The 12,938-nt window shown below is 73.0% G+C and carries 10 protein-coding genes; 4 read left to right on the forward strand and 6 right to left on the reverse strand.

Annotated features, from left to right (window positions below; genetic code table 11):
• Positions 1-290 precede the first annotated feature (290 nt).
• Complete coding sequence (locus tag ABZ780_RS00540; RefSeq protein ID WP_357482706.1) at positions 291-3,197, forward strand: glycoside hydrolase family 48 protein; 2,907 nt, start codon at positions 291-293, stop codon at positions 3,195-3,197.
• Positions 3,198-3,513: 316 nt separating this feature from the next.
• On the opposite strand, the gene ABZ780_RS00545 is transcribed toward ABZ780_RS00540, so the two are convergent.
• Positions 3,514-4,179 (reverse strand): DUF3159 domain-containing protein, encoded by a 666-nt coding sequence (locus ABZ780_RS00545; RefSeq protein WP_357484038.1) that lies wholly within the window; start codon positions 4,177-4,179, stop codon positions 3,514-3,516.
• Positions 4,180-4,340: 161 nt separating this feature from the next.
• Between ABZ780_RS00545 and ABZ780_RS00550 the strand changes: the two genes are divergently transcribed.
• Complete coding sequence (locus ABZ780_RS00550) at positions 4,341-5,228, forward strand: phosphatase PAP2 family protein (RefSeq protein WP_357482709.1); 888 nt, start codon at positions 4,341-4,343, stop codon at positions 5,226-5,228.
• Between the two features lie 43 nt (positions 5,229-5,271).
• On the opposite strand, the gene ABZ780_RS00555 is transcribed toward ABZ780_RS00550, so the two are convergent.
• On the reverse strand, positions 5,272-6,135 hold the full coding sequence (locus ABZ780_RS00555) for a DUF1028 domain-containing protein (RefSeq protein ID WP_357012569.1): 864 nt from the start codon (positions 6,133-6,135) through the stop codon (positions 5,272-5,274).
• Between the two features lie 179 nt (positions 6,136-6,314).
• Here ABZ780_RS00555 and ABZ780_RS00560 point away from each other — a divergent pair, with 179 nt between their 5' ends.
• Both ABZ780_RS00560 and ABZ780_RS00565 read left to right on the forward strand, forming a co-directional pair.
• On the forward strand, positions 6,315-7,298 hold the full coding sequence (locus ABZ780_RS00560) for an LLM class F420-dependent oxidoreductase (protein WP_357484041.1): 984 nt from the start codon (positions 6,315-6,317) through the stop codon (positions 7,296-7,298).
• Positions 7,295-8,086, forward strand: a complete 792-nt coding sequence (locus ABZ780_RS00565; RefSeq protein ID WP_357482712.1) for an SDR family oxidoreductase — start codon at positions 7,295-7,297, stop codon at positions 8,084-8,086. Before ABZ780_RS00560 ends, ABZ780_RS00565 begins: the two co-directional genes overlap by 4 nt.
• Positions 8,087-8,093: 7 nt before the next feature.
• On the opposite strand, the gene ABZ780_RS00570 is transcribed toward ABZ780_RS00565, so the two are convergent.
• The 4 genes from ABZ780_RS00570 to ABZ780_RS00585 form a co-directional block, all read right to left on the reverse strand.
• Positions 8,094-8,867 (reverse strand): MerR family transcriptional regulator, encoded by a 774-nt coding sequence (locus ABZ780_RS00570; protein WP_357482715.1) that lies wholly within the window; start codon positions 8,865-8,867, stop codon positions 8,094-8,096.
• Positions 8,868-8,912: 45 nt separating this feature from the next.
• Positions 8,913-9,674 (reverse strand): ABC transporter permease, encoded by a 762-nt coding sequence (locus ABZ780_RS00575; protein WP_357482719.1) that lies wholly within the window; start codon positions 9,672-9,674, stop codon positions 8,913-8,915.
• Positions 9,671-10,468 (reverse strand): ATP-binding cassette domain-containing protein, encoded by a 798-nt coding sequence (locus tag ABZ780_RS00580; RefSeq protein WP_357482722.1) that lies wholly within the window; start codon positions 10,466-10,468, stop codon positions 9,671-9,673. Before ABZ780_RS00580 ends, ABZ780_RS00575 begins: the two co-directional genes overlap by 4 nt.
• Before the next feature lie 69 nt (positions 10,469-10,537).
• Complete coding sequence (locus ABZ780_RS00585) at positions 10,538-12,829, reverse strand: transglutaminaseTgpA domain-containing protein (protein WP_357484044.1); 2,292 nt, start codon at positions 12,827-12,829, stop codon at positions 10,538-10,540.
• Between the last annotated feature and the right edge of the window lie 109 nt (positions 12,830-12,938).

The raw sequence follows: 12,938 nt of genomic DNA on the forward strand, positions 1-12,938 counted from the left end.
CCGCCGCGCGCTTGTTGTGGGAGCGCTTCCATGGCACACTGTCGATTCAACGCGACAGAGCCAGATCGCGTGGCGTGGGTCCGCCGAGGGCAGCCGGCAGCATCAACACCGGTCGCGGCACCCGATCGCAGCCGGCGGGACCCCCTCCCGCGCGGGCCGCACCGCCGCACCCCCGGCCGGGCCCGGGGCGACCACCATCCCGGCGCCTCGAATCCCCCGCGCACCACCACACCCGCGGGCAGGCGCCTCGCCGGGACCATCCCGGCCTGGTCCGAGGAGACACCGCGCACATGAGACAACTGGCACGACGCCGCCGAGTGGCGATCCTCGCCGCCGCCGCGCTCGCCGTCGGCGGGGTGACCCTGCCGGCCGGCGCCGCGCAGGCCGCACCGGCCTGCGACGTGGTCTATGCGACAAACGACTGGAACAACGGCTTCACCGCGAACGTGACGATCAAGAACCTCGGCGACCCGGTCACCGCCTGGACGCTCAAGTGGACCTTCCCGAACAGCGGTCAGCGCGTGACCCAGGGCTGGTCGGCCAGATACAGCCAGTCCGGCAGTGAGGTCACCGCGACCAACGAGTCGTGGAACGGCAACCTGGGCACCGGGGCCTCCACCACCATCGGCTTCAACGGCGCCCACTCGGGGAGCAACCCGAAGCCCACCTCCTTCACCCTCAACGGCACCCCCTGCAACGGCACCCCGGCCAACCAGCCGCCGACGGTCTCCCTCAGCCTGCCGACCGGGCCGTTCACCGCGCCGGCCGACGTGCCGCTGACCGCCACCGCCAGCGACCCGGACGGGACGATCAGCAAGGTCGAGTTCTACCGCAACGGCCTGCTGATCAACACCGACACCACCGCTCCGTACGCCTACACCCAGGAAGACCTCCCGGCCGGCAGCTACACGGTCCAGGCCAAGGCGTACGACAACGCCAACGGCGTCGCGGTCGACGAAAAGGCGTTCACGGTCACCGCCGCCACCGGCCCGACGCTGGTCGCCACCCCGTCCGCGGTGAGCGTCAGCGAGGGTGGCACCGCCACCTTCAACCTGAAGCTCAGCGCCGCGCCGACGGCCAACGTGCCGGTCACCCTCACCCGCACCGGCGACACCGACGTCACGGTCTCGCCGGCCACCGTCGCGCTGACTCCCAGCAACTGGAACACCGGGGTCACCGTCACGGTCGCCGCGGCGGAGGACGCCGACACCGTCGGCGGCACCGCCACCATCACCGCCTCCGCCACCGGTCTCGCCCCGCTGGCGGTCACCGCCACCGAGATCGACAACGACACCCCGGGCGGCGACAACACCTACATCGCCCGCTTCCTCGAGCAGTACGGCAAGATCAAGAACTCGGGCTACTTCAGCCCCGAGGGCGTGCCGTACCACTCGGTGGAGACGCTGATCGTCGAGGCGCCCGACCACGGGCACGAAACCACCTCGGAGGCGTTCAGCTTCTGGCTCTGGCTGGAGGCGAACTACGGGCGGGTCACCCAGAACTGGGCGCCGTTCAACAACGCCTGGACCGTGATGGAGAAGTACATCATCCCGAGCCACGCCGACCAGGCCACCGCGGGCGCGGCGGGCACCGCCCAGTACGCCGCCGAGCACGACCTGCCCAGCCAGTACCCGTCCGCCCTGGAGGCGAACGTGTCGGTCGGCCAGGACCCGCTGCGCGGCGAGCTGCAGTCCACCTACGGCACCGGTGACATCTACGGCATGCACTGGCTGATCGACGTGGACAACACGTACGGCTTCGGTCGCTGCGGCGACAAGACCACCCGGCCGGCGTACATCAACACCTTCCAGCGGGGCACGCAGGAATCGGTCTGGGAGACCATCCCGCAGCCGTCCTGCGACACCTTCACCGCGGGCGGCCAGTACGGCTACCTCGACCTGTTCGTCAAGGAGTCTGCCGCTCCGGCCAAGCAGTGGAAGTACACCAACGCGCCGGACGCCGACGCTCGCGCCGTGCAGGCCGCGTACTGGGCGCTGACCTGGGCCAAGGCGCAGGGCAAGCAGGCCGACGTCGCGGCCACCGTGGCGAAGGCCGCCAAGATGGGCGACTACCTGCGCTACTCGATGTTCGACAAGTACTTCAAGAAGATCGGCAACTGCGTCGGGGCGAGCGCCTGCCCCGCCGGCAGTGGCAAGGACTCCGCGCACTACCTCATGTCCTGGTACTACGCCTGGGGTGGCGCGTACGAGACCAGCCAGAACTGGTCCTGGCGGATCGGCTCCAGCCACAACCACTTCGGCTACCAGAACCCGTTCGCGGCCTGGGCGCTGACCAACACCCCGGAGCTCAAGCCGCAGTCGCCGACCGCGGTCACCGACTGGACCAAGAGCTTGGAGCGGCAGCTGGAGTTCTACACCTGGCTGCAGTCCGCCGAGGGCGGCATCGCCGGCGGCGCGACCAACAGTTGGGGCGGCAACTACGGCCAGCCGCCGGCCGGCACCAGCACCTTCTACGGCATGTTCTACGACGTCGACCCGGTCTACAACGACCCGCCGTCCAACCAGTGGTTCGGCATGCAGGCCTGGTCGATGCAGCGGATCGCCGAGCTGTACCTGCAGACCGGCAACGCGAAGGCCAAGGCGCTGCTGGACAAGTGGGTGCCGTGGGCGATCGCCAACACCACCGTCGGCACCAACTGGTCGATCCCGTCGGACATGAAGTGGACCGGCCAGCCGACCACCTGGAACCCGAGCAACCCGCAGCCCAACTCCAACCTGCACGTCGAGGTCACCGTCAAGGGCCAGGACGTCGGCGTCGCCGCCGCCTACGCCCGGACCCTGATCGCGTACGCGGCCAAGTCGGGTGACACGGCGGCCAAGACGACCGCCAAGGGTCTGCTCGACGCGCTCCACGCCGCCAGCGACGCCAAGGGTGTCTCCACCACCGAGAAGCGTGGCGACTACCGGCGCTTCGACGACACCTACGACGCGGCCAGCGGGCAGGGCCTCTACGTCCCGTCGGGCTGGACCGGGAAGATGCCCAACGGCGACACCATCGCCGCCGGCAAGAGCTTCCTCGACATCCGGTCCTTCTACAAGAACGACCCGGACTGGCCCAAGGTGCAGGCGTACCTGGACGGTGGTGCGGAGCCCAGCTTCAACTACCACCGGTTCTGGGCACAGGCCGACGTCGCCATGGCGTACGCCGACTACGGGAGCCTGTTCCCGAACGGCTGACAACGACCCGGGGTGGGTGGACGTGCCCTGCCCACCCCGGGGTTCGGCCGGGTTCGGGGGAACGACGGAACCCGGCCGGCGGACGGCCTGACACCCACGGTCAGGCCGGGGTGGGCCGGTCATCTGGCCAACGCAGCGGATCGGCCGGCCCACCCCACCGCCCGGAGTGGAGGTTGCCGCGAAAAAGCCCAGAAATTCGGGCCGACGCGGGATCACACCCACGGCTACGACGGAGTAACGTACCTGACCGGAGAGGCCGCTCCCCCCGTGGCGGCCTCTCCACTTATTTGCCCGCGAGCGCTGCTGCCGCCGGGTTTCAGCCCCGCCCCGGCCCACCGCGCGGAGCCTCCGGGCCCTCGGTGACCGGGTGACGCGGCCCCGGGTGCCCCGCCGGCAACGACCGGCGCAGCACCACCCAGCTCACCGCCAACGCCGCCGCCACCAGCGGCCAGGTCAACGCGACCCGGGCCACCACGAGCGCGAGGACCTGCCCGCCCAGGTACAGCGGCACGAACACCGCCAACCGCAGCACGTAGGTCGCCGTCCACACCCAACTGGCCCGGCCGTACCCGCGCAGCAGCGCCGGGTCCCGCCGCCAGCGAGCACGCTGACCCAGCGCCGCGCCGGCCACCACCCCGAGCAGCGGCCAGCGCACCACGATGCTGACCGCCCACGCGAGGGCGCTCGCCGCGTTCGACAGCAACTGGATCAGGAAGAAGTTCTCGGCCCGGCCGGTACGGACCGCGATCAGTGCCGCGACGCAGACCGCGAGCAGCCCGATCAGCACCGAACGGGGCCGGTCGCCCCGCCGCAGCCGTACGCCCGCCACCACCGCGCCGACAGCCAGCGCCGCGCCGACCCCGGCCCACAGCGACTCGCCGCCGATCAGCCAGCCCACCGCGAACGCCACCGGCGGCAGGGTCGCGTCGATGGCTCCGCGCCGCCCGCCCAGCAGATCCGCCAACGACTCGGCCGGCGCCACCCCGTCGGGCTCGGCTGCCTCCCGCCGGTCGGGGTCGGGCCTGACCTGGCCGGACTGCCGCTCCGGTGTGCCGTCCACGGCAACCTCCTCATCCCCGTCCCAACCTAACCGTCGACAGGCGGTGGGCCACCAGCCGACCGGCCCGCTCCGGCCGCTACGGTGTGCGGATGCGCGCGACGGCACGGGGTTGGACCGCGGTCTGGTTGGTCGTACTGGCCCTCGTCCAGGCGGCCGCCTTCCTCGCCGTCTGGCGCGTGGCCGTACACACCGGGATCGGCCAGTGGGTCGACACGGTCGCGTTGACCGGCAACCAGATCGGTCAGGATCGCATCGACGGCCCGGTGGACCATCTGCTCAACGCGATGTCGGTGGTGTCCCTGCTGGCCGCCACGGCGATGATCGGCTTCATCGCGCTCATCCGGGGGCGGATCGCCCTGGCCGTCACCGCCACCCTGCTCATCGCGGGCGCGAACGTCTCCACCCAACTGCTCAAGTACGGGCTGGCTCGCCCGGACTACGGCGTCGACCCGGAGCGCGCCGGGGTGGGCAACAGCCTCCCCAGTGGGCACACCGCCGTGGCCGCGTCGGTGGCGGTCGCGCTGATGCTGGTCCTGCCCCGCAAGGTACGGGCCGCCGGCGCGTTCATCGGCGTGGCCTACGCCGCCGCCGCCGGGGTCGCCACCCTCTCCGCCGGCTGGCACCGACCCAGCGACGCGGTCGCCGCGTACCTGGTGGTGGGCGTCTGGGCGGCGCTGGCCGGGCTGGTGCTGCTGATCACCCAGCGGGAACAGGCCGAGGTCGCCCCCGGCGACGCGCACCGGGTCGCCAGCGCGGTGCTCGGCGTGGCCGGCGTGCTGGCCCTGATCGCCTGCGGGCTCGCCCTGGCGTGGCTGGTGGGCCTGCGCGACACCTGGCCGACCGAGCTGAGCCGTCGGCCACTCTTCGTCGCGTACGCGGGCAGCGCCGCCGGCATCGCCGGAACGATGGCGGTGGTCATGGCCCTGGTGCTCACCGTCGTGCACCGGCTGGTGCCACGGGTCAAGGGCTGAGCCGACCGGGGGACCGCGTTCCGGCGTGGTGGTCGCCGGCGGATCAGCTCGCCGGACGGGGCGCGGGCACGTGCGGGGCGACGCCGCGCAGGTGCGTCAACACCACCGGGTCGATGCGCCCCGGCACCAGCCGCTCCTCCAGGTTCTCCACCGCGGCCCAGGAGAACAGCGCCTCCTCCGGCCCGTCGGCGGCCACCGGGTGACCCAATGCGGTGAGCAACGCCGCCACCTCCTCGGCGACCGCGCCGCTCAGGTCGAGCAGGGTCGCCGGGTCGGGCCGGCTGAACAGCAGGGTGTGCACGGCGAGCAGCCGGCCCAGTTCGGCGACCGGCTCCGGGTGGTCGTCCACCCGCAGGTCGACCAGCACGTCGCTGGTGCCGGCGTACCCCCCGCCGCGCTCGACCACCAGCAGGCCGGCGCTCTGCCGGCCGCGCCGGTCGCCGCCGGCCTCGTCACCGGCGCGCAGCGCGGCGACCAGCCGCTCGGCGAACGGCAGCGCCGACCCGGCGAGCCACGCGTCGGCCAGCGCGTCGACGACCTCCGGGCCGGTGAGGATGTTGCCCTGCGCCGCCCAGCCGTCGCCGGCCCGCCCGCCGGCCCACGGATGACAGGCCGGGCCGGTCCAGGTCGCGCCCGGACCGCTGGCCCCCACCACACCGAGCTGACGGTGTGCACGGTCGCCGTCGGCGGCGACCAGCCCGGCCACCACGTCGGCGGCGGCCACGCCGGTGCGCAGCAGGGTCAACCCCTGTGGGCGGTAGGCGAGGTTGACGTGCGCCTGGGTGGCAAGCGCGCCGACCTCGGCCTCGGCGGCCGGCACGAGTGCCCCGGCGGCGAGGAACTTGCTGGCCACGACCACACCGTGCAGGCGACCGTCGGCGGAGCGGGCGACGAGGGAGAAGGTCACCCGCCGAGATTAGCCGGCCGAGCCGACCACGTACCGCCCCGCGCGGACGGCTCGGAACGTGCCGTCGCGGGGATGCCGACGACTGTCGATCCCCGGAACCGGCGATTCTGCCCAGGACGGGGATCTTGCTCGCGGACCCCGTCAACGGGCACGATCGATCGGTGACGAATCGATGGGGTATGACGGTGCCGTTGGGCGGGATCCCGCTGGCCGACCACGGCGCGGTCTACGCGACGCTCGACCGCGCCGGGTTCACCGACGTCTGGTCCTCCGAGGTCGCCGGGGCCGACGCGTTCACCCCGCTGGCGCTCGCGGCGGCCTGGCAGCCCCGGCTGCGGCTGGGCACCGCGATCACCCCGGTCTTCACCCGGGGCCCCGGACTGCTCGCGATGAGCGCCTCGGCGCTGGCCGAGGCCGCGCCCGGCCGGTTCTCGCTCGGCATCGGCGCGTCCTCGCCGGTGCTCGTGCGGGACTGGAACGCGGTGCGGTTCGACGAGCCGTTCCGGCGTACCCGGGACGTCCTGCGTTTCCTGCGCGCCGCGCTGCGGGGCGAGACGGTGGACGAGGTCTACGACACCTTCACCGTGCGGCGATTCACCCTCGAACGGCCGCCGGCCGTGCCGCCGCCGATCCTGCTCGCCGCGCTGCGCCCGGGGATGCTCCGGCTGGCCCGCGCGGAGGCCGACGGGGTCATCCTCAACTGGCTCAGCGCCGACGACGTGCCCCGCGCCCTCGCCGAGCTGGGCGAGCGCCGTCCCGGGTTCGAGGTCGCCGCCCGGATCTTCGTCTGCCCCACCGAGGACGCCGCGTACGCCCGCACGCTCGGCCGCCGGCTGATCACCAGCTACCTCACCGTCGGAGCGTACGCCGAGTTCCACCGCTGGCTCGGCCGCGACCAGGTGCTGGCACCGATGTGGGACGCGTGGGCCGCCGGTGACCGGCGCGGGGCCAGCGCGGCCGTGCCCGACGAGGTGGTCGACGCGCTGGTGCTGCACGGCTCACCCGAGCGGTGCCGCGCCCAGGTGCAGTCCTACGCCGACGCCGGGGTGGACGTGCCGATCTTCGCGCTGCTGCCCACCCCGGAGGTGACCGCCGGCGGCGTCGCCGCACTGACCACCCTCATCGCCCAGCTCGGCACCGAGCCCTCAGGAGCGCCCGCGTGAACCTCACCGACCGGATCGTGGTGGTCACCGGCGGCGCCGGCGGCATCGGGGCGGCCCTGTCCCGCCGGTTCGCCGCCGAGGGCGCCGCCGCCGTGGTCATCGCCGACCTGAACGCCGACGCGGCCCAGGCGGTGGCCGACGGCATCGGCCCGGTCGCGCACGCCACCGCCCTCGACGTCACCGACGAGGCCCAGGTCCGCGCGCTGGTCGACGACACCGAGCGCCGCTTCGGCCGGATCGACCTGTTCTGCGCCAACGCCGGAGTGACCACCGGCGGGGGAGTGGAGATCGACGACGCCGCCTGGGACCGGGCGTGGCGGGTCAACGTCCTCGCCCACGTCTACTCGACGCGGGCGGTGCTGCCCGGGATGCTCGCCCGCGGCGGCGGGCACCTGCTGCACACCTGCTCGGCGGCGGGCGTACTGACCGCGGTCGGCGACGCCGCGTACACCGCGACGAAGCACGCCTCGGTGGGGTTCGCCGAGTGGCTGGCCATCACCTACCGGGACCGGGGCATCCGGGTCAGCGCGCTCTGCCCGCAGGGCGTGGACACCCCGATGCTCGCCGACGGGATCCGCGACGGCCACCTCGGCGCCCGGGTGATCGAGGCGTCCGGCGCGGTGCTCACCCCCGACCAGGTCGCCGACGCGGCCATCGCCGGGCTGGCCGAGGAGCGGTTCCTGATCCTGCCGCACCCGGAGGTCGCCGACTACGCGCGCCGCCGCGCCGAGGACCCGGACGGCTGGCAGGCCGGCCTGCGCAAGCTCGTCCGTCGCCTGACCGCCTGACCTGGTCCTAGGCGGGCGGCTCTGCCAGCCGCTCCATCCGGGTCCAATCGGACCAGCCACGCTCGCGCATCAGGTCCCGCAGTCGCTCCGCTCGCGGGTCGGTCTCGACGGCGAGCGCGTCCAGAAGGTCAGGCAGATCGCCCTGCGCCTCGTCGTCGAGGACGTCGCCGGACCTGTGGGCCTGCTCGGCGAGGGCGGCCATGATGTCGGCGGCCTCCTCCAGTAGCGCGTCCCCGCCCGCGTCGCTGTCGAAGATCTCCGACAGGACCCGATAGAGCCGGACGACCTGCGGGTCGTCGAGCTGCGCGAGCTTCGACGGCATCCACTCGACGACGCCATCGGGCCAGCGGGCCGCGACGAGGATCCACCCGTCCCGTTCAGCCTCCACCATCCGCTTCGACGCCCCGATGTCCCGGAGCCGATCGAGGTAGGAGACCACCTGCGGCGGGAGCGCCAGACTGTCCCCGGCGGTGAGCTGCGCGATCTGCTTGCGGCTGGTTTCGAGCCGTTCGATCTCGTCGAGCAGGTGGCTGTCGATCCGCTGGACCGCTTCGGTGAAGGTCGCCGCGTCGGCCTCCAGCATCCGACCGATCTGGGACAGCGGCACGCCGGCGTTGGCGAGGGTACGGATCTTGATGAGGGACACGACCGCACTCGCGCCGTACCGCCGATAACCCGACGCGTCCCGCTCCGGCTCGGGCAGGAGCCCGACCTGGTGATAGTGCCGCACCGCCCGCACCGTGACGCCCGCGTACGCGGCCAGTTGACCGATCGTCAGCATGCTCTGATCCTGCCCTCAATTCCTCGCGACCCGATGCGCATCACCTCAGGAGATTCTGCGGCGGTAGGTGACGGTGGCGAACACGTACGCGACGACGAGGATCCCGACGCACCAGGCGAGGGCGGTCCAGATGTCCGCACCGACCGGCTGCTGGGTGAACAGGTCCCGGATCGCGTTGACGATGGAGGTCACCGGCTGGTGCTCGGCGAAGGCGCGTACCGGGCCGGGCATGGTGTCGGTGGGCACGAAGGCCGAGCTGACGAACGGCAGGAAGATGAGCGGGTACGAGAACGCGCCCGCGCCGTCGGCGGATTTCGCGCTGAGGCCCGGGATCACGGCGATCCAGGTCAGCGCCAGGGTGAACAGGATGAGGATGCCGCCGACCGCCAGCCAGGCGAGCACTCCGGCGCCCGAGCGGAAGCCCATGGCCAGGGCAACGAGGACGACCACCACGAGCGAGATCACGTTGGCGACCAGTGAGGTCAGGACGTGGGCCCACAGCACGGCCGGTCGGGCGATCGGCATGGACTGGAAGCGCTCGAAGATCCCGCCCTGCATGTCCAGGAAGAGCCGGAACGCGGTGTAGGAGATGCCCGAGGCGATCGTGATCAGCAGGATGCCGGGCAGCAGGTAGTTCACGTACGAGTCGGTCCCGGTCTGGATCGCGCCGCCGAAGACGTACACGAACAGGAGCATGAAGGCGATCGGCATGACCGCCGTGGTGATGATGGTGTCGGGACTGCGGCTGATGTGCCGCAGCGAACGACCCAGCAGGACGGCGGTGTCGCCGAGGAAGTGCTTGTTCATCGTTGTTCCTTGTCTGCTCTGGCACCAACGAGGGTGAGGAAGACGTCCTCCAGGGTCGGCTGCTTCTCGACGTACTCGACCTCGGCGGGCGGGAGGAGCCGCTTCAGCTCGTCGAGGGTGCCGTCGACGATGATCCGGCCCTCGTGGAGGATCGCTATCTGGTCGGCGAGTTGCTCGGCCTCGTCGAGGTACTGCGTGGTGAGCAGCACGGTCGTGCCGCCCTCGGAGAGTTCCCTGACGGCCTGCCACACCTCGATGCGCGCCTCTGGGTCCAGCCCGGTCGTCGGCTCGTCAAGGAAGATCACCGGCGGGTTCCCGATGAGACTCATCGCGATGTCCAGGCGGCGGCGCATGCCACCGGAGTACGTCGCCACCCGCCGGGCGCCCGCCTCGGTCAGCGAGAAGCGCCGCAGCAGGTTGTCCGCGATGTCGCCGGGGTTCCTGAGGTGCCTCAGTCGGGCGATCAGGACGAGGTTCTCCCGCCCGCTGAGGATCTCGTCGACCGCCGCGAACTGGCCGGTGAGACTGACCGACTCGCGCACCTCGGCGGCCTGCGTGGCGACATCGAAGCCGTTGACCAGGGCGGTCCCGGCGTCGGCCTTGAGCAGCGTGGACAGGATCTTCACCACCGTGGTCTTGCCGGCGCCGTTCGAGCCGAGCAGGGCGAAGATGCTGCCCCGCGCCACGGCGAGGTCCACGCCGCGCAGCACACGCAGCTCCTTGTACGACTTCTCCAGCCCCTGCACGTGGATCGCGGGTCTCTGGCCCTGACTGGTTGTTGCCGGAATGCTCATGGCAGCCAGCATGGAGGGTTGACGCAGCGTCAGGGTCAAGCCGATTCAGGCGTGAATATCGGCGCCGGGTCAGCGGCGGCGCAGCGGGCCGGGGTGGATGGACCAGAGCAGCCGTCGCCACCAGGGGCGGGCGGCGCGCAACCCATCCACATAGGTGGTGGCCACCGCACCGGCACGGTCGGCCTGGGCGGCGGTGGCCGCGTCGGGCGCGAAGGCCACCTGGTTGAGCAGGGCGGCCAGGTCGTCGACCCCGGGGACGCTCCCGTCGGATTGTCTGCTGCGGGCGTCGAGCAGAGCCTGCCGAGCCTGGTCCGCCACCTCGGTCGCCGCCAGGTCGTCGCCGACCGGTCGGCCGGCCAGCCGTAGCGCGTCGGTGACCTCCCGCCAGGCGCCGGCGATGCGCTCGCCGGGGTCACCCCGGCCGAGTCGGGCCCGGGTCAGCGAGCGGCGCATCGCCAGCAGGGTCAGCAGCAGCGCACCGACCACCAGCAGCAGGCCGCCGCTGCCACCGGCGACCAGCACCGGGGTGGACACGCCGCGTCCGTCCGGCCCGTCGGGGGCGGCCACCGGCTCCGGCGACGCGGTCGGCTCCACCGTGGGTGCCGGCGCCTCCGACGGAGGCGGATCATCCGGCGTCGGGCGGAAGTCCTCCTCCACCGGCCTCGGCTCGTTGTCCGGGCGGGGCAGCGGGTCGAACGCCACCCAACCCAGCCCGTCGAACAGCACCTCCGGCCAGGCGTACGCGTCACCGGCCCGCACCGGCCCCTGCCCGCTGGACTCGAAGCCCACCACCACCCGGGTCGGCAGCCCGGAGAGCCGCCCGAGCACCGCGAACGCCGCCGCGAACTGCTCCGAGGTGCCCTCCTGCCCACCGCCGTTGCGCGGCCCGAAGAGGAAGAAACCCAGATTCGGGTACGCGTGCCCGCTCGGCGCGTCCGCCGCCACCCGGTAGTGCTCGGCCAGGAACTGCTCGATCGCCGTGGCCCGCGCGTACGGGGCGCCGTTCTCCTCGGCGAGCTGCGTGGCGAGCCGGCGCAGCGGGTCGGGTGCCCCGTCGGCGACCCGCAGCACCCGGGCCACCTCCTCGCCGGCCGGCACGTTCGCCGTGGCCAGCAGGTTGACGTCCGGGCGCTCCCGGGCCGACGTCACCGTGTACCGCAACCCCGGGGTCAGCCCCTCCGGCCGGATCAGCGTCCCGGTCTCCGGGTCGTACGCCACCCGCGCGCCGCTGACCTCCCGAGGCGTCGCCACGGCGGGTAACAGCCCGCCGCTCAGCTCGGCAACGGTGATCTGCTGCCGCACGGTCTCCACCGTGCTGTCCCGCGCCGGTGCCGTGGCCGGCAGGATCCGACCGGCGTTGCGGTACGTCGCGCCGACCCGCCAGGTCACCCCGTCGTAGTCGCTGAGCACCGCCAACCGGATCCGGATGCTGCGGCCGGTGTCGTTTGCCTGGGCCGGGTCGTCGGTCCCGTCGCCCGGCGCGGTGCCGCCCGCGCTCGGTGAACCGCCGCCGGTCGGGGTGCCGTCGCGCACCGTGCTCACGTCGAGGAGCTTCTGCTCCGGGTGCAGCGCCCAGCCGGAGATCCGGATCAGCGGGTTCTCGTCGAGCGTCTCCACCTGCGGAGGCTCCACGTACCGGCGTGGATCCACCGGCCGGCCGTCGACCTGGCCGGCGATCACCGGGCCGAGCAGCGCGATCAGCCCGATAACCAGGGCCACGCCCAGGGCCGTCGTCGCGGTCAGCCGGAGCCGTACCGCGGCGCGTACCCCGGGGGCGAGGCCGGCGACCGGATCGCCGCCGGCCGGCGCCGCGCCCGTCGACGCCGCCAGGCCGACCGCCGCGACCGCGACGAACGCCAGCGTCGCGCCGATCGCCGGTTCGGCGTTCGGGCCGACCACGTAGAGAGCGGCGGCGTAGAGCCCCGCCGCCGGCAGGTAGCCCAGCAGCACCCGACCGGTGCGCAACGCCACCTCCGCGCCGGCCAGGCCCGCCAGCCAGGCCGCCACCACCGGCACCAGCACCGTGTCCGGGCTGGGCTCCACAGGAATCATCGCGGTGAGCAACCGGGGAATGCCGTTGCGCGCCGCGTCCGCGCTCACCTCCAACAGGCCGCCGGGCAGGTCGGCGTGGGCGGCGGCCAGCCGCAGCGACCACAGCGTCCAACCGGCCATCGCGGCCACCGACACCGGTGCGACAAGCCAGGACGGCAGCCGCCGGGCGGCCACGCTGACCAGCACCGACCCCGCTGCGGCACCGGCGACCAGCCAGGTCAGCAGATCGCCCGCGTACACCCGGCCGAGCACCACCCCGGCGAGCGCGGTCAGCCCGATCAGCGCCAGCGGGACGACAGCCGCCCGCAGCGCCCGCCCGACCCTGCCGGCACCCGAAGGTGTCGAGCCGTCGAGCGGCGGGTCCGGTTCCGGGCCCGGCGGGCCCGCCGGGCCCGCCGGGCCCGCGCCGTCGAGCCGC

It is taken from the genome of Micromonospora sp. NPDC047467, from assembly GCF_040643095.1.
Lineage (GTDB): Bacteria > Actinomycetota > Actinomycetes > Mycobacteriales > Micromonosporaceae > Micromonospora.

Coding starts and splice junctions, on each gene's coding strand:
- ABZ780_RS00570 (WP_357482715.1), bottom strand. CDS start 8,867: ATGCTGACGATCGGTCAACTGGCCGCGTACGCGGGCGTCACGGTGCGG.
- ABZ780_RS00540 (WP_357482706.1), top strand. CDS start 291: ATGAGACAACTGGCACGACGCCGCCGAGTGGCGATCCTCGCCGCCGCC.
- ABZ780_RS00575 (WP_357482719.1), bottom strand. CDS start 9,674: ATGAACAAGCACTTCCTCGGCGACACCGCCGTCCTGCTGGGTCGTTCG.
- ABZ780_RS00560 (WP_357484041.1), top strand. CDS start 6,315: ATGACGGTGCCGTTGGGCGGGATCCCGCTGGCCGACCACGGCGCGGTC.
- ABZ780_RS00580 (WP_357482722.1), bottom strand. CDS start 10,468: ATGAGCATTCCGGCAACAACCAGTCAGGGCCAGAGACCCGCGATCCAC.